The sequence below is a fragment of the Pantoea sp. 22096 genome (assembly GCF_052045955.1).
GTDB lineage: Bacteria > Pseudomonadota > Gammaproteobacteria > Enterobacterales > Enterobacteriaceae > Pantoea > Pantoea alfalfae.
In genome coordinates, this window is sequence record NZ_JBQEPW010000006.1 from 19,666 (window position 1) to 36,067 (window position 16,402).

At 56.3% G+C, this 16,402-nt stretch carries 15 protein-coding genes; 7 read left to right on the forward strand and 8 right to left on the reverse strand.

The window, feature by feature from the left end; genetic code table 11:
* The first annotated feature begins 37 nt into the window (after nucleotides 1-37).
* Nucleotides 38-907, forward strand: coding sequence for a phosphoribulokinase (locus tag ACTJKZ_RS17385; RefSeq protein WP_222924918.1), 870 nt, complete (start codon nucleotides 38-40; stop codon nucleotides 905-907).
* Nucleotides 908-1,274: 367 nt separating this feature from the next.
* Here the strand turns inward: ACTJKZ_RS17385 and ACTJKZ_RS17390 are convergent, their stop codons facing one another.
* Complete coding sequence (locus tag ACTJKZ_RS17390) at nucleotides 1,275-1,679, reverse strand: OsmC family protein (protein WP_010253071.1); 405 nt, start codon at nucleotides 1,677-1,679, stop codon at nucleotides 1,275-1,277.
* A gap of 303 nt (nucleotides 1,680-1,982) precedes the next feature.
* Between ACTJKZ_RS17390 and crp the strand changes: the two genes are divergently transcribed.
* Complete coding sequence (crp, locus tag ACTJKZ_RS17395) at nucleotides 1,983-2,615, forward strand: cAMP-activated global transcriptional regulator CRP (RefSeq protein ID WP_003852956.1); 633 nt, start codon at nucleotides 1,983-1,985, stop codon at nucleotides 2,613-2,615.
* Between the two features lie 57 nt (nucleotides 2,616-2,672).
* The gene (locus ACTJKZ_RS17400; protein WP_440829876.1) at nucleotides 2,673-4,748 is read left to right on the forward strand and encodes a YccS/YhfK family putative transporter; all 2,076 of its coding nucleotides are present in this window, start codon (nucleotides 2,673-2,675) and stop codon (nucleotides 4,746-4,748) included.
* A gap of 1 nt (nucleotide 4,749) precedes the next feature.
* Here the strand turns inward: ACTJKZ_RS17400 and argD are convergent, their stop codons facing one another.
* The 5 genes from argD to ppiA all read right to left on the reverse strand — a co-directional run bounded on the left by argD (nucleotide 4,750) and on the right by ppiA (nucleotide 8,094).
* Entirely contained in the window at nucleotides 4,750-5,970 is a 1,221-nt protein-coding gene (gene argD / locus ACTJKZ_RS17405) for a bifunctional acetylornithine/succinyldiaminopimelate transaminase (protein ID WP_222924915.1), read from the reverse strand.
* A gap of 81 nt (nucleotides 5,971-6,051) precedes the next feature.
* The gene (locus ACTJKZ_RS17410; RefSeq protein WP_440829877.1) at nucleotides 6,052-6,627 is read right to left on the reverse strand and encodes an aminodeoxychorismate/anthranilate synthase component II; all 576 of its coding nucleotides are present in this window, start codon (nucleotides 6,625-6,627) and stop codon (nucleotides 6,052-6,054) included.
* A gap of 41 nt (nucleotides 6,628-6,668) precedes the next feature.
* The gene (locus ACTJKZ_RS17415) at nucleotides 6,669-7,262 is read right to left on the reverse strand and encodes a putative adenosine monophosphate-protein transferase Fic (RefSeq protein ID WP_253420234.1); all 594 of its coding nucleotides are present in this window, start codon (nucleotides 7,260-7,262) and stop codon (nucleotides 6,669-6,671) included.
* Complete coding sequence (locus ACTJKZ_RS17420) at nucleotides 7,252-7,422, reverse strand: YhfG family protein (protein ID WP_090966735.1); 171 nt, start codon at nucleotides 7,420-7,422, stop codon at nucleotides 7,252-7,254. Before ACTJKZ_RS17420 ends, ACTJKZ_RS17415 begins: the two co-directional genes overlap by 11 nt.
* 99 nt (nucleotides 7,423-7,521) lie before the next feature.
* On the reverse strand, nucleotides 7,522-8,094 hold the full coding sequence (ppiA, locus tag ACTJKZ_RS17425; RefSeq protein ID WP_150011056.1) for a peptidylprolyl isomerase A: 573 nt from the start codon (nucleotides 8,092-8,094) through the stop codon (nucleotides 7,522-7,524).
* 261 nt (nucleotides 8,095-8,355) lie between these two features.
* Between ppiA and tsgA the strand changes: the two genes are divergently transcribed.
* Complete coding sequence (tsgA, locus tag ACTJKZ_RS17430; protein ID WP_222924913.1) at nucleotides 8,356-9,534, forward strand: MFS transporter TsgA; 1,179 nt, start codon at nucleotides 8,356-8,358, stop codon at nucleotides 9,532-9,534.
* 35 nt (nucleotides 9,535-9,569) lie between these two features.
* Here the strand turns inward: tsgA and ACTJKZ_RS17435 are convergent, their stop codons facing one another.
* Nucleotides 9,570-10,847 carry a cytosine deaminase gene (locus ACTJKZ_RS17435; protein WP_161733661.1) on the reverse strand — a complete coding sequence of 426 codons (1,278 nt, stop codon included), beginning with the start codon at nucleotides 10,845-10,847 and terminating at the stop codon, nucleotides 9,570-9,572.
* A gap of 221 nt (nucleotides 10,848-11,068) precedes the next feature.
* Between ACTJKZ_RS17435 and nirB the strand changes: the two genes are divergently transcribed.
* Genes nirB through cysG form a run of 3 tightly spaced genes read left to right on the forward strand, consistent with a single transcriptional unit; the run spans nucleotide 11,069 to nucleotide 15,342 of the window.
* Nucleotides 11,069-13,609, forward strand: a complete 2,541-nt coding sequence (gene nirB, locus ACTJKZ_RS17440) for a nitrite reductase large subunit NirB (protein ID WP_440829878.1) — start codon at nucleotides 11,069-11,071, stop codon at nucleotides 13,607-13,609.
* On the forward strand, nucleotides 13,606-13,932 hold the full coding sequence (gene nirD, locus ACTJKZ_RS17445; RefSeq protein ID WP_159227114.1) for a nitrite reductase small subunit NirD: 327 nt from the start codon (nucleotides 13,606-13,608) through the stop codon (nucleotides 13,930-13,932). Before nirB ends, nirD begins: the two co-directional genes overlap by 4 nt.
* 45 nt (nucleotides 13,933-13,977) lie before the next feature.
* Nucleotides 13,978-15,342 carry a siroheme synthase CysG gene (gene cysG / locus ACTJKZ_RS17450; RefSeq protein WP_440829879.1) on the forward strand — a complete coding sequence of 455 codons (1,365 nt, stop codon included), beginning with the start codon at nucleotides 13,978-13,980 and terminating at the stop codon, nucleotides 15,340-15,342.
* 57 nt (nucleotides 15,343-15,399) lie between these two features.
* On the opposite strand, the gene trpS is transcribed toward cysG, so the two are convergent.
* A complete protein-coding gene (gene trpS / locus ACTJKZ_RS17455; RefSeq protein WP_013359276.1) occupies nucleotides 15,400-16,401 on the reverse strand; it encodes a tryptophan--tRNA ligase in 1,002 nt (333 codons plus the stop codon).
* Nucleotide 16,402 lies beyond the last annotated feature (1 nt).

Genomic DNA, 16,402 nt, shown 5'->3' on the forward strand with positions numbered 1-16,402 from the left:
ACAATGCTCATCGTCCGACCTCACAGGGAGCTTTTCTATGTCTGCACGTCATCCCATTATCGCGGTGACCGGTTCCAGCGGCGCAGGAACCACCACCACCAGCCTGGCGTTCCGCAAAATTTTTCAGCAGCTTGACCTGCATGCGGCGGAGCTGGAAGGTGACAGTTTTCACCGCTTTACCCGCCCTGAAATGGATATGGCGATTCGTAAGGCACGCGATCTGGGACGTCATGTCAGCTACTTCGGCCCGGAAGCCAATGACTTTGGCCTGCTGGAGCAGAGCTTTAAAGAGTATGGTCTCAGCGGGGAGGGGCAGTCGCGTAAATATCTGCACACTTACGATGAGGCGGTGCCGTGGAATCAGGTGCCCGGCACTTTTACACCCTGGCAGCCGCTACCGCAGAACACCGATATTCTTTTTTATGAAGGATTGCATGGCGGTGTGGTGACAGCGCAGCACAACGTGGCGGAACAGGTCGATCTGCTGGTGGGCGTGGTACCGATTGTTAACCTGGAGTGGATTCAGAAGCTGGTACGCGACACTGGCGAGCGCGGTCATTCACGTGAAGCCGTAATGGATTCCGTGGTGCGCTCAATGGAAGATTACATCAACTACATCACACCGCAGTTTTCACGCACCCATATCAACTTTCAGCGCGTTCCAACCATCGATACCTCCAACCCGTTCGCAGCCCGCGCCATTCCGTCACTGGATGAGAGTTTTGTGGTGATCCACTTTCAGGCGCTGGAAGATATCGACTTCCCCTACCTGCTGGCAATGCTGCAGGGCTCGTTTATCTCGCACATCAATACGCTGGTGGTGCCCGGCGGCAAAATGGGTCTGGCGATGGAGTTGATCATGGGTCCGCTGGTGAAGCGGCTGATGGAAGGTAAGCGGATAGAGTAAGAGGTCAAAAGGGCCTTTCCAGACTAATGCCAATGCAGGATCAATCTGACAGCAGCGAAAATGCTTAACACGCAGGGAACCGGGTCAGAAAAGGAAAGCGTCCCGCGCCAGGGACGGCGCGGGACGAGCGGCCAGGGATTGGCTTAAGCGACTTTCCGATCTGACCCGGTTCCCAGCGCAGGCACAGTATCAACGCGGATTCCCTATGCAGGCACAATCTGACAGCGGACCGACAAAAACCGCTCTGACCCTGTTCACAACGCAGGCACAATCTCAAAGCGGATTTCCGGACCAGGCACAGTCTTAAAGCAACCTGCATCAGATACTGGAAGTGAAGTTAGCAGGTCTGCAATAACCCCTGCGGCTACTAAAGTTCGATCACTTCATAGCTATGTGTAATGTTGACGCCTTTACCCAGCATGATGGCCACCGAGCAATATTTTTCAGCCGAAAGATCGACCGCGCGTGAGACCGCTTTATCCTGGAGCGCTTTGCCACTCACGATAAAATGCAGGTTGATGTGCGTAAAGATTCGCGGCGCCTCTTCACGACGTTCTGAGGTCAGTTTTACTTCACAATCAGCCACATCGTTGCGGCCTTTTTGCAGAATTGATACCACGTCAATCGCGCTGCATCCACCTGCCGCCATCAGCACCATTTCCATTGGGCTGGGCGCTTTATCACCTGAATTGCCATCCATCAGTATCTGATGGCCGGATGAGGATTCTCCAAGGAATGTCAGCCCTTCTACCCATTTCACTCTTGCCTGCATGATTTTTGCTCCGGAATACGCTGTTTTGTCGCCAGAGTACGCTTTCGCCTGGTAAACAGCAATCCAGAGAAATCCGCCTGTAGCTGAAGCGAGACAACAGAAGACAGTCGGCAAAAGCTGTGCTACAAACAGTGCTGAAAATATTTTTCGTCACCCGATGGCGAAGCCGGGAAGAATGATGCGCACTGCGCCTGATGCGGCCCGAATAATTTCCTGAAAAGGAAACGCTTGAAGCTTTCACCGCCTGACAGGGAAAACTGCCCCCTGTATTTTGGGCACGATTACAACAGAGGATAATAGCGAATGGTTCTCGGCAAACCGCAAACAGACCCTACACTCGAATGGTTCCTGTCCCATTGCCATATTCACAAGTATCCATCCAAAAGTACGCTGATTCACCAAGGTGAAAAAGCAGAAACGCTTTACTACATCGTGAAAGGTTCCGTCGCGGTTCTGATTAAAGATGAAGAAGGCAAAGAGATGATTCTTTCCTACCTGAATCAGGGCGATTTTATTGGTGAGCTTGGCCTGTTCGAAGAAGGTCAGGAACGCAGCGCCTGGGTACGTGCGAAAAGCGCGTGCGAAGTGGCGGAGATTTCTTACAAGAAATTCCGTCAGCTGATCCAGGTTAACCCCGATATCCTGATGCGACTCTCATCGCAGATGGCGCGTCGCCTGCAGGTGACGTCTGAAAAAGTGGGTAACCTCGCTTTCCTCGACGTTACCGGCCGCATTGCACAGACTCTGCTTAACCTGGCGAAGCAGCCAGATGCCATGACGCATCCCGACGGCATGCAAATTAAAATCACTCGTCAGGAAATTGGTCAGATTGTGGGTTGTTCACGTGAAACCGTGGGCCGTATTTTGAAGATGCTGGAAGATCAGAACCTGATCTCCGCACACGGCAAAACCATCGTCGTTTACGGCACCCGCTAATTCCTGTCATCCACGGCGTGATGGCAACATCACGCCGTTATTGTTTGTGTTGGGCCGATGTGGCGTCGAATCATTTACCATCCTGAAGTCAATTATGCCTTGCGGCAAACGCTGGTGCTCTGTCTGCCGGTGGCGCTGGGCTGGCTGGCTGGCGACCTGCAAAAAGGTCTGCTGTTCTCATTAGTGCCCGCCTGCTGCAATATCGCCGGTCTCGATACGCCGCATAAACGCTTTTTCAAACGTCTGATTGTGGGCGGTAGCCTGTTTGCCCTCGGCAGCTTTCTGATCCAGTGGCTCACCCTGCATGCGATTCCACTGCCGCTGATCCTCTTCGCTATGCCTTTGCTGCTCGGCGTCACGGGTGAGATCAGCCCGCTGCATGGCCGTCTGCTGCCCGGCACCCTGATTGCCGCCATCTTTACCCTGAGCCTGATTGGCCGCATGCCCATCTATGTCACCCCGCTGCTCTATATCGGCGGCACGCTGTGGTACGGGCTGTTTAACTGGTTCTGGTTCTGGCTGTGGAAAGAGCAGCCAATGCGCGAAAGCCTGAGCCTGATCTACCGCGAGCTGGCTAACTACTGCGACGCGAAATACACCCTGCTGACGCAGCTGACCGATCCGGAAAAGGCGCTGCCGCCACTGCTGGCCCGTCAGCAGAAAGTGGTCGATCTGATTAACACCTGTTATCAGCAGATGCATATGCTGTCGGCAAGCCGCGATCACAGCCATAAAAGGCTGACGCGCGCTTTCCAGGTGGCCCTCGATCTGCAGGAGCATATCTCGGTCAGCCTGCATCGGCCGGAAGAAGTCCAGAAGCTGGTGGAGCAAAGCCATGCTGAAGCGGTGATCCGCTGGAATGCCAAAACCATCTCGGCCCGGCTGCGGGTGCTGGCAGATAACATTCTTTATCACCAGTTACCCGACCGCTTTGCGATGGATAAACAGCTCGGCGCACTGGAGAAAATTGCCCATCAGCATCCCGATAATCCGGTGGGTAACTTCTGCCTTTATCACTTCAACCGCATTGCGCGGGTGCTACGCACCCAGAAACCGCTTTACCAGCGCGATCTGATGGCAGACCGCCAGCGCCGCCTGCCGCTGTTACCGGCGCTGCGCAGTTATCTCTCGTTTCGCTCGTCGTCGCTGCGCACGGCGGGTCGCTTTGCGGTGATGCTGATGCTGGGCAGCGCGCTGGCGCTGTTCTTCAACATCCCTAAACCCTACTGGATCCTGATGACCATTATGTTCGTCAGCCAGAACGGCTACAGCGCCACCCGTGTCCGCATTCAGCACCGGGCGCTGGGCACCTTTGCCGGCCTGGTCATCGCGGCCGCTACGCTGCGGCTCGCGGTACCGGAGTCACTGGTGCTGCTGATCATGCTGGCGATAACCTTTATCAGCTATCGCTTTACCCGCCAGTTCTATGGCTGGTCGATGATTGGCTTTACGGTCACGGCAGTTTACTCGCTGCAACTGCTGTCACTGAATGGCGCGCAGTTTCTGCTGCCGCGATTGATGGATACGCTGATGGGCTGTCTGATCGCCTTTGGTGGGATGCTGTGGCTGTGGCCGCAGTGGCAGAGCGGCTTACTACGGCAGAACGCCCACGACGCGCTGGAAACCTATCAGGATGCGCTGCGGCTGTTACTGGGCGACGAACAGTCGCCAGAGAAACTGGCTTATCAGCGCGTGAAGGTTAATCAGGCGCACAATGCGCTGTTTAACTCACTGAATCAGGCAATGCAGGAACCCGCGTTCAACTCCCGTTACCTGAGTGATATGCGGCTCTGGGTCACCCACAGTCAGTTTATTGTCGAGCATATCAATGCGATAACGATTCTGGCGCGCGAGCACACTATGCTGACCGCCTCGCTGGCTCAACGCTATCTGCAATCCTGCGAAATTGCGCTGCAGCGGTGTCAGCAGCGGCTGGAATATGATGGTGAAAGCTCACAGGTGAATCTGCTGGATGACCTGGAAAACATCAGTGAGGGACCGATTACTGTGGTGGAGCAGCATGTGCGGCGCATTCTCGATCATCTGAGCGTGATGTACACCATTTCATCGCTGGCGTGGAACCAGCGACCGCAACATGGCCGCTGGCTGATCAGACGCTTACGTAAAAACTAAGCTAGCCGTTAAGCACTTTGCCGACGGCGGTGGCGAAGCGGCTCATGCCCTCTTCAATGTCGGCCGGTTCGATGATCAGCGACGGGGCAAAACGCATCACATCGGTGCCAGCTACCAGCACCATCACACCTTCAGCGGCGGCGGCATTCAGAATGTCGCGCGACCTGCCGGCATGCTGAGGTTTCAGTGCCGCGCCAATCAGCAGACCTTTGCCGCGAATGTCACTGAACAGGTCATACTTCGCGTCAATAGCCTGCAGCGCCGTGACAAAGTGCTGGCGACGCATCTCTACGCCCGCCAGCACCTCCGGCGTGTTGATAATATCCAGCGCGGTTTCGGCAATGGCACAGGCGAGCGGGTTGCCGCCATAGGTGGTGCCATGCACGCCCGGTGCCATGGTTGAAGCAATCTCGTTGGTGGTCAGCATGGCGCTGACCGGGAAACCGCCGCCCAGCGCTTTGGCTGAAGTCAGGATATCGGGCTGGACGCCATAATGCTCATAGGCGAACAGCTTGCCGCTGCGTCCCATGCCGCTCTGCACTTCGTCCAGTACCAGCAGCGCCTGATGCTGATCGCAAAGCGCACGCAGTCCCTGCATAAATTCCTGCGTCGCAGGCATGACGCCGCCCTCACCCTGAATCGGTTCAACCACAATGGCGCAGGTGTGATCGTCAATGACCGCTTTTACAGCATCCAGGTCATTGAACGGCACGTGGACAATATCCGCCGGTTTCGGACCGAATCCGTCAGAATATTTTGGCTGGCCGCCGACCGTAACGGTAAACAGCGTCCGGCCATGAAAAGCATTATGAAACGCGATGATTTTACTTTTGAACGGACTGTGACGTTTGCAGGCATAGTAGCGCGCCAGCTTAAACGCAGCTTCATTGGCTTCGGCACCGGAGTTGGCGAAGAAGACGCGATCGGCAAAGGTCGCCTGAATGAGCTTACTGGCGAGACGCAGTGCCGGTTCGTTGGTAAAGACATTGCTGGTGTGCCACAGCGTCTCGCCCTGGCTTTTCAGTGTTTCCACCAGCGCAGGATGGCAGTGTCCAAGTGCGGTAACAGCAATACCACCCGAGAAGTCGATATACTCTTTGCCCTGCTGATCCCATACGCGACTGCCCTTGCCTTTTACCGGCACGAACTGCGCAGGTGCATAAACAGGCAAAATAACGTTATCGAACGTCTCCCGCGTGACCGCAATTTTTTCGGCTGCCATTAGTAACCCCATCTGAATGATTGTCGTACTGAATTGAAATAATAATCACAAAATATGCATAAAAAATCACTCAAAGGCAACTTATTGCGTAAGGAAATTGCGCAGCAGCTGATGTCCCTGCTCGCTGAGAATGCTTTCGGGATGGAACTGCACGCCTTCCAGCGCCAGGGTTTTATGGCGAAACCCCATAATTTCGTCAGGCTCGCCGTCACGTACCGTCCAGGCCGTTACCTCGAATGCGTCGGGCAGAGAGTCGCGCTGCACAATCAGCGAGTGATAACGGGTCACGGTAAGGGGATTATTGAGATTGCGGAACACGCCCTGGCCGGTGTGCTGAATCTCGGAGGTTTTGCCGTGCATCACCTGACGGGCTCGCACGACCTGCGCGCCATAGGCCTGCGCGATCGCCTGATGGCCCAGGCAGACACCCAGCACCGGCACGTTACCGGCGAAATGCCGAATCGCCGCCAGCGAGATGCCCGACTCTGACGGCGTGCAGGGGCCAGGAGAGATCACCAGATGGGTCAGCGGTAACGCTGCCATCTGCTCCAGGGTGATGGCATCATTGCGCACCACCTGAACCTGCGCGCCCAGCTCGCAGAAATATTGATAAAGATTCCAGGTAAAGGAGTCGTAATTGTCGATAAGCAGCAGCATGACGCGTCCAGAATGATAAACCGCGCCGCTATTCTACGCGGTTAAGCCGCCTCACTCACCACTTTCGCAAACACCTGCTCCAGCGGCGTCAGATCGCCGGCTACACCCGCCTGATTAGCAGCTTTCCAGCTCTCCGCGTCCGTCTCTTCCCACGACAGCAGATAACCGGCATGCAGCGCCAGCTGTTCAAAGAAAATCCGCTGTGCCCGGCCATTTCCATGACGGAAAGGATGCAGCATATTGATTTCGCAGTAGTAGTGGGCGATGCGCTGAATAAACGCGTCGCGCGGCAACTCAGCGAGTCCTTTCTCCTCTTCCAGCGCAGCCATCAGCGCGTTGCCTTCCTTTTCGATATATTCAAAATGGCAGAACGGCGTTTCATCTCGCCAGATATCGATGGTGCGCAGTTCGCCGGCCCAGCTGTAAACGTCCTGGAACAGCGTGCGATGGATCTGGCGCAGGTAAGGCAATCCGGCATTACGCGGTCCCAGTTCCAGGGTGGCGGCACGCGCTGCACTGAAGCTCAGCTCCGCCTTACGCAGTTGGGCGGCATCATGAATATCGGGCAGGTTTTTCAGCACGTTGTCGTGCTGCCACAGGTAGGGATCCTGGGTCACTGCGGTATTAGAGTCCATATTGCCTCCTCAGTGACGCCAGACGCGCGGCTGCATCATCGCTGTTTACGCTGGTTTCATTCGATGAGAAGCCTTCCAGCCGACAGCTGGCCTGATAGCTGGCGCTACGCCGCTGTTGCCACAGAGTGACCTTCTGTTTTTCGGTGAGTTTGTTCGCCATACCGCCTCCTGCTCAGGTTTTTGCCCTAAGTATAAGAGCAAATTCTGGCTTTGCCGGAAGCGGCAGGCGGTCGCCATCCGCAGATGGCGACAAAAAGCGTTAAGGCAGGACTTTGGCGGAGAGGATAACTACCGGTTTGGACGGCACATTCTGGTACGGACCCACATCTTTGGTCGGAACCTGAGAAATTTTTTCAACCACATCCTGACCTTTCACAATCTTACCAAATACGGCATAGCCGAAATCGCGCTGGCCGTGGTCGAGGAACGCATTATCCGCGACGTTGAGGAAGAACTGGCTGGTGGCACTGTCTTTATCGGCGGTACGCGCCATAGAGATGGTACCGCGCAGGTTACGCAGTCCATTGTCCGCTTCGTTTTTAATTGGCGCGTTGGTCTGCTTCTGCTGCATATCCGTGGTGAAACCACCACCCTGCACCATAAAGCCCGGGATCACGCGATGAAAAATAGTGTTGTTGTAAAAACCGTTGTTGACGTAATCAACGAAGTTTTTCACAGAAACCGGCGCTTTCTGGTTATTCAGTTCGAGTTCGATATTGCCGGCGGAGGTGGTGAGCAGAACGTGGGTGTCACCTTTTGCGGCCAGCGCCTGGGCGGAAACGGTAGAGAGCGCTAACAGGGTGATGGCCGCTGTTAAAGTACGTTTAAACATGAAAGATTCCTTACCTGGGAGAGCGGGCACAAAAACGTGATTGATTGTAAAGACACTCTATTCCATGAGCCAGCGTTTTACTTATATTTACGCTGTTGCGGCAAATGCACTGAGCAAACGTTAAACAACCCTAATTGCGTGATTAAAATCACACAACACATGAAATCTAGATCTGTAGTTTCACTGCTTGTTTATTAAGATCACAGTTCCGTTTACACTTTCTGACACTTTTTGGCACCCGGTTCTCAACAGGTTCAGAACATGACAAACCGTAATCGTATTGGCCTTACCTGGATAAGCTTCTTCTCCTACGCGCTGACCGGCGCGCTGGTGATCGTTACCGGCATGGTAATGGGCGATATCGCAAAAGATTTCCAGATTCCCATCTCCAGCATGAGTAATACCTTCACCTTCCTCAACAGCGGCATCCTGGCGGCGGTTTTCCTGAACGCCTGGCTGATGGTGATTGTGCCACTGAAGCGCCAGCTGATTTTCGGCTTCGTCCTGATGGTGCTGGCGATAATCGGGCTGATGACCAGCCGCGATCTCACCATCTTCTCGCTCTGTATGTTTGTGCTGGGTGTGGTCAGCGGCATCACCATGTCGATCGGTACCTTCCTGATCACTCACCTGTATGAAGGCCGTCAGCGCGGTTCACGCCTGCTGTTTACCGACTCCTTCTTCAGCATGGCGGGCACGCTGTTTCCGGTGCTGGCAGGCATTCTGCTGGCGCGTCAGCTGCCGTGGTACTGGGTCTATGTCTGCATCGGCGTTATCTACGTCGCCATTTTCGTCATGACGCTGTTTGTGGAGTTCCCGGTACTGCGTAAGCCTGAAAACAGCCCGACGGTTGAGAAAGAGAAATGGGGTGTGGGCGTGCTGCTGCTGGCTGTCGCGGCACTCTGCTATATTCTGGGCCAGCTCGGCTTTATCTCCTGGGTGCCGGAATATGCCACCAAAGTCATGGGCATGAATATCAATGACGCCGGACAACTGGTGGGCAGCTTCTGGACGGCGTATATGGTGGGTATGTGGGCCTTCAGCTTCCTGCTGCGCTTCTTCGATCTGCAACGCATTCTGATGGTGCTGGCGGGTCTGGCGACCGTACTGATGTACTGGTTCGTCAGCAGCAACGATGCCAGCATGCTGAAATGGATCATCATGATTCTTGGCTTCAGCTCAAGTGCTATCTACACCACCATCATCACCCTGGGTTCATTGCAGACCAGAGTGGCGTCACCGAAGCTGGTGAACTTCATTCTGACCTGCGGCACCGTCGGCACCATGCTGACCTTTGTGGTCACGGCGCCTATCGTTGAGAAAAGTGGTGTGCATACCGCACTGGCGACGGCGAACGCGCTCTACGCCGTGGTATTTGTAATGTGTGCCCTGCTCGGCTTTGTCAGCCGTCATCGTACTCACGGTCACGTCACGCATTAATCCTTCAGGGCGGCGAGCGATCGCCGCCCTGCTCGTTAACGCCGGAAGTTTACGCGCTCCCGTTCCCGCCAGTAAATCTCGCTTTCTGCAGGCTTCGTCTCCGCCACGACCACACCGCGACGCAGTGAATAGCGCACCGGGACCTGCCTTCTTACCGCATCAAAACCGCTCTCTGCTGGCAGTATAATCAGACTGGCCTCGTTGCCGCTCTGAATGCCATAGCCTGCAAGCTGCATCGTCTTCGCACTGTTGTGCGTAATCAGATCCAGACCGGCATCAATCTGCTCATAGCCCATCAGCTGACAGACATGTAATCCCATATGCAGCACCTGCAGCATGTTGGCGGTCCCCAGCGGATACCAGGGATCAAACACATCGTCGTGGCCGAAGCAGACGTTAATCTCGGCCTCCAGCATCTCTTTTACCCGCGTAATGCCGCGCCGCCTGGGATAGGTATCGAAGCGGCCCTGCAGGTGAATATTGACCAGCGGATTGGCGACAAAGTTAATGCCCGACAGCTTCAGCAGCCGGAAAAGTCGTGAGGCGTACGCGCCATTGTAAGAGTGCATCGCGGTGGTATGACTGGCCGTCACGCGTGCGCCGTTGCCGTCGCGATGGGCCAGCGCCGCCACGGTTTCCACAAAGCGCGACTGTTCATCATCGATCTCATCGCAGTGAACATCGATCAGCCGGTCATAGCGGTCAGCCAGCGCAAAAGTTTTATGCAGCGACTCGACGCCATATTCGCGGGTGAATTCGTAGTGCGGTATGGCGCCGACGACATCCGCGCCCAGCCGCAAGGCTTCTTCCAGCAATGCTTCGCCGTTGGGATAGGAGAGAATGCCCTCCTGGGGAAACGCCACTATCTGAATCGTGATCCAGGGCGCCATCTCCGCTTTCAGCTCCAGCATCGCTTTCAGCGCCGTCAGTGAGGGGTCTGACACGTCAACATGAGTGCGCACAAACTGAATGCCGTTGGCGATCTGCCACTTCAGCGTCTGCAACGCCCGCTGTTTCACATCTTCGTGGCTGAGCAGCGCCTTGCGCTCAGCCCAGCGTTCAATCCCCTCAAACAGCGTGCCAGACTGATTCCATGCCGGTTCACCCGCCGTCTGGGTGGTATCCAGATGAATATGCGGCTCAATAAAGGGCGCGCAGGCTAAGCCGCCCTCGCCGTCCAGCGATTGTCCCACCGGAGAAGGCTGCTGCGGCTGGGCTGAGATGCGGGCAATTTTTCCGTCGGCGATTTCGATTTGCCACAACCCTTCCCGCCAGGGCAAACGCACATTATTGATCCACTTGGGTGACAGCATGGCTGATTCCTTATCCGATTAACCTGTATGGTTAAAACTAACACGATTCATACCCTCAGCAGCAATGCAGGATATTCAGCAGGTTAGCCGTATCCGATAAACCAAATTAAAATCAACTACATACCTCTTAATAGGTATATGGCGTTGTGGTTGATACATATCAATAAGCGTCAGAAAGGGCGCGCTATTGTAGCCGCAGATATCGCAAATTTGAGGCAAAAATGAGCAAGCACAATGTCGTCGTTATCGGTAACGGCATGGTCGGCCACCGCTTCATAGAAGAGTTACTTGAGAAAGCGGAACCCGACCAGTTTTCGCTGACCGTCTTTTGTGAAGAACCCCGCGTCGCCTACGACCGTGTCCATCTGTCCGCTTACTTCTCCCATCACACCGCCGAAGAGCTGTCGCTGGTTCGTGAAGGCTATTACGACAAACATCAGGTCAATCTGCTGCTGGGTGAGCGCGCTCTCACCATTAACCGTGATGAAAAGCTCATCCACTCCAGCACCGGTCGCGCGGTTCACTACGACACGCTGATTTTTGCCACCGGCTCTTATCCATGGATCCCGCCGATTAACGGTGCCGAAGGTAGCGACTGCTTTGTCTACCGCACCATCGAAGATCTCAATGCCATTGAAGCCTGCTCACGCCGCAGCAAACGCGGTGCGGTGATTGGCGGCGGTCTGCTGGGACTGGAAGCGGCGGGCGCACTGAAAAATCTGGGTATTGAAACTCACGTTATTGAATTTGCGCCGGTGCTGATGGCAGAACAGCTCGATCAGCAAGGCGGGGAACAGTTGCGTCGTAAGATTGAGCAGATGGGCGTGCGGGTCCACACCGGCAAAAACACCCAACAGATTGTGCATCACGAGCACGGCGGCAAAACGCTGCAGTTCGCCGACGGCAGTGCGCTGGAGGTCGATTTCATTGTCTTCTCCACCGGCATTCGCCCGCAGGACAAACTGGCAAAACAGTGTGGATTAACCCTGGGTCCGCGTGGCGGCATCGCCATTGATGACCAGTGCCGCACCAGCGATCCCGCCATTTACGCCATCGGTGAGTGTGCCGCCTGGCAGAATCGCGTCTATGGCCTGGTGGCGCCGGGGTATAAAATGGCGCAGGTCGCCAGCGACCATCTGCTGGGCCGCGACAATGCGTTTACCGGTGCGGACATGAGCGCCAAACTCAAGCTGCTGGGTGTCGATGTCGGTGGGATTGGCGATGCGCGCGGTACCACGCCAGGTGCACGCAGTGTGGTCTGGCTGGATGAAAGCAAATCGGTCTACAAACGCCTGATTATCAGCGAAGATCAGAAAACTCTGCTGGGTGCGGTGCTGGTGGGCGACACCAGCGACTATGGCAACCTGCTGCAACTGGTGCTGAATGGTATTACGCTGCCGGATAACCCGGAAGCACTGATTCTGCCAGCGGGCAGCGGGGATAAACCGGCCATCGGCGTCGATTCCCTGCCTGACAACGCGCAAATCTGCTCCTGCTTCGACGTCAGCAAAGGCAACATCATCAAAGCGGTTCAGGGTGGCTGTCACACCGTGGCCGCGCTGAAAAGCAGCACCCGAGCCGGTACGGGCTGCGGCGGCTGTATTCCCCTTATTACCCAGGTACTTAACAGCGAACTCAGCCGTCAGGGCATTGAGGTCAATAACCACCTTTGTGCCCACTTCGCCTGGTCACGCCAGGAGCTTTATCACCTGATTCAGGTGGAAGAGATCAAAACCTTTGATGAACTGCTGGTCCGCTATGGTCAGGGTTACGGCTGTGAAATATGCAAGCCTGCGGTGGGGTCTCTGCTCGCCTCCTGCTGGAACGAATACGTACTCAAGCCGCATCACGCGCCGTTGCAGGACAGCAACGACCTCTATCTGGGTAATATCCAGAAAGATGGCACCTATTCGGTGATCCCGCGCTCGCCCGGCGGTGAAATCACGCCGCACGGACTGAAGGTGATTGGCGAGATCGCCGAACGCTATCAGCTCTATACCAAAATCACCGGCTCGCAGCGCATCGGCTTGTTTGGCGCGCAGAAAGACGATCTGCCCGCTATCTGGTCACAGCTGATCGAGGCCGGATTTGAAACCGGTCAGGCCTACGCTAAAGCACTGCGTATGGCGAAAACCTGCGTCGGCAGCGCCTGGTGCCGTTACGGCGTGGGCGACAGCCTCGGCTTCGGCGTAATGCTGGAGAACCGCTATAAAGGCATCCGCACACCGCACAAAATGAAGTTTGGTGTCTCCGGTTGCACCCGTGAATGCGCAGAAGCCCAGGGCAAAGATGTCGGCATTATCGCTACCGAAAAAGGCTGGAATCTCTACGTCTGCGGCAACGGCGGCATGAAACCGCGTCATGGCGATCTGCTGGCGGCCGATCTCGATCAGCAGACGCTGATCAGCTATCTCGACCGCTTCATGATGTTCTATATCCGCACCGCCGACCGTTTGCAGCGCACCTCGCTATGGCTGGAGAGTCTGGAGGGTGGCATCGACTATCTGCGTAGCGTGATCGTGGATGACAAACTCGGCCTTAACAGCCAGATGGAACAGCAGCTCGCCGCGCTGCGCGCCAGCGTTTGCTGTGAATGGCAGGCGACGCTGGAAGATGAGAACCAGCTGACGCGCTTTGCCCACTTTATCAACTCGCCGCAGCGCGATCCCGCTGTACAACAGGTAGCAGAGCGCGACCAGCATCGCCCGGCGCGCCCCGAAGAACGCATTGCCGTGACACTGATTGAGGAGACCGAATCATGAGCCAGTGGAATCCGGTGTGCCCGCTGACGCAGATCCTGCCCGCCACGGGCGTCTGCGCGCTGGTCAAAGGTCAGCAGGTGGCTATCTTCCGTCCACGCAACGATGAGCAGCTTTATGCCATCAGCAATATCGATCCGTTTGCCGATGCCAGCGTGCTGTCACGCGGCATTATTGCCGAACATCAGGATGCGCTCTGGGTGGCCAGCCCGCTGAAGAAACAGCATTTCCGCCTCAGCGATGGCTACTGCATGGAGGACGAAACGCGCTCCGTGGCGGCATGGCCGGTGCGGGTCAATGCCGGACAGGTTGAAGTTTGCCTGTAACGCCCCTCAACAGCCCGCCTGCGCGGGCTTTTTTAAGGACCTCTGATGGACTACTTCCCCTTGTTCTGCCGCCTGCAGGGCCGTCGCTGCCTGCTGGTCGGCGCGGGTGACGTGGCTGAGCGGAAAGCGCGCCTGCTGCTGGAGGCCGGTGCCGAGCTGTGGGTCGGTGCCCGTGAGTTCTCCCCCACCTTCCAGGAATGGGCGCAGCAGAAAGCCATCACGCTGCTGCCAGGGCCTTTCGATCCCGGGTGGCTCACCGGCTGCTGGCTGGTGGTCGCCGCCACCAGTGATGACGCGGTCAATCAGCAGGTGGCAGAAGCGGCCGAAACACAGCAGATCTTCTGCAATCTGGTGGATGCGCCGCAGGAGGCCAGCGCGATTATGCCGTCGATTATCGACCGCTCCCCGCTGATGGTTGCCGTCTCTTCTGGCGGACGCGCGCCGGTGCTGGCGCGTCTGTTGCGGGAGAAGCTGGAGGCGATACTGCCGCAGCATCTCGGCCAGCTGGCGCAGCGGGCCGGCGGCCTGCGTGCACGGGTGAAAAAGCAATTCGGCTCCATCAATGCCCGCCGTCACTTCTGGGAGCGCTACTTTAACAGCGAACGGCTGGCCCAGACGCTGGCTAACGGCGACGGTGAACGCGCGGAACAGATTACCGACGCGCTTTTTAGCGCAGACCTCTCGCAACAGGGTGACGTGGCGCTGGTGGGTGCCGGTCCGGGCGATGCCGGATTACTCACCCTCAAAGGTTTACAGCTGATCCAGCAGGCGGATGTCATCGTCTATGACCGGCTGGTTTCCGATGAGATCCTGAATCTGGTGCGCCGTGATGCCGAACGCATTTTTGTCGGGAAACGCGCCGGACATCACTGCGTACCGCAGGATGCGATCAATCAGCTGCTCTGCGAACAGGCGCTACGCGGAAAACGGGTGGTGCGGCTGAAAGGCGGCGATCCCTTTATCTTTGGTCGCGGCGGTGAAGAGCTGGAAGCGCTGGCACAGCTGAAGATTCCGTTCAGCGTGGTGCCGGGGATCACCGCGGCATCGGGTTGTGCGGCCTACAGCGGTATTCCGCTGACCCACCGCGATCATGCACAGAGCGTCAGACTGGTTACCGGGCATCTGCAGAAATCCGGCACGCTCGCCTGGCAGATGCTGGCGGCAGAGCAGCAGACGCTGGTCTTTTATATGGGGCTGGCCCAGGCCGGAGAAATTCAGCAGCAGCTGATAAAACATGGAATGCGCAGTGATATGCCGGTAGCACTGGTGGAAAACGGCACCAGCACGCGTCAGCGCGTGGTCACCGGGAGACTGGACGAACTGGAAGCGTTAGCCGCTCAGGTGATCAGTCCCAGCCTGATGATTATCGGTAGCGTAGTGAGTCTGCGCGACAGCCTGCGCTGGTTCTGAATCGGCAAATAAAAACGGCGGGCATAACGCCCGCCGTTCTGTTTGTCCGCTCAGCCATTACGGCATCGCGACAAAGCCTACCGCTTCATAAACCTTCTTCAGCGTTTCCTGCGCCTGTGCGCGTGCTTTAGCCGCACCATCACGCATCACCTGCTCCAGCAGTGCTTCATCGTTGCGGAAGCTGTGATAACGCTCCTGCAGCTCAGAAAGCATGCCTGACACCGCATCGGCTACTGCGCCTTTCAGGTGGCCATACATCTTGCCTTCGAACTCCTGCTCCAGCTCGGCGATGGTTTTACCGGTCACGCCCGACAGAATATCCAGCAGGTTAGAGACGCCCGCTTTCTCTTTGATGTCGTAGCGCACCACTGGCGGCTCTTCAGAGTCAGTAACGGCGCGTTTGATCTTCTTCACGACCGCTTTTGGATCTTCCAGCAGGCCGATAACGTTGTTGCGGTTGTCGTCAGACTTGGACATTTTTTTGGTCGGCTCCAGCAGCGACATCACGCGCGCGCCAGACTTCGGAATGAACGGCTCTGGTACCCTGAAGATATCGCCATAGATCGCATTGAAGCGATGTGCGATATCGCGGCTCAGCTCCAGATGCTGCTTCTGATCTTCACCGACCGGCACCTGATTGGTCTGATAGAGCAGAATGTCAGCCGCCATCAGAACCGGGTAGTCGAACAGACCGGCGTTGATGTTCTCTTCGTAACGTGCTGATTTGTCCTTGAACTGCGTCATACGGCTCAGTTCACCGAAATAGGCGTAGCAGTTCAGGATCCAGCTCAGCTGCGTGTGCTCTGGCACATGCGACTGAACAAAGATGGTGCTTTTTTGCGGGTCGATACCACAGGCCAGATAGAGCGCCAGCGTATCCAGCGTCGCTTTACGCAGTGCAGCAGGATCCTGACGCACGGTGATCGCGTGCAGATCAACAATGCAGTAAATGCAGTGGAAATCATCCTGCATCTGCACCCACTGACGCAGCGCTCCCATATAGTTGCCAATGGTCAGTTCGCCGGACGGCTGTGCGCCGCTGAAAACGATGGGTTTCATA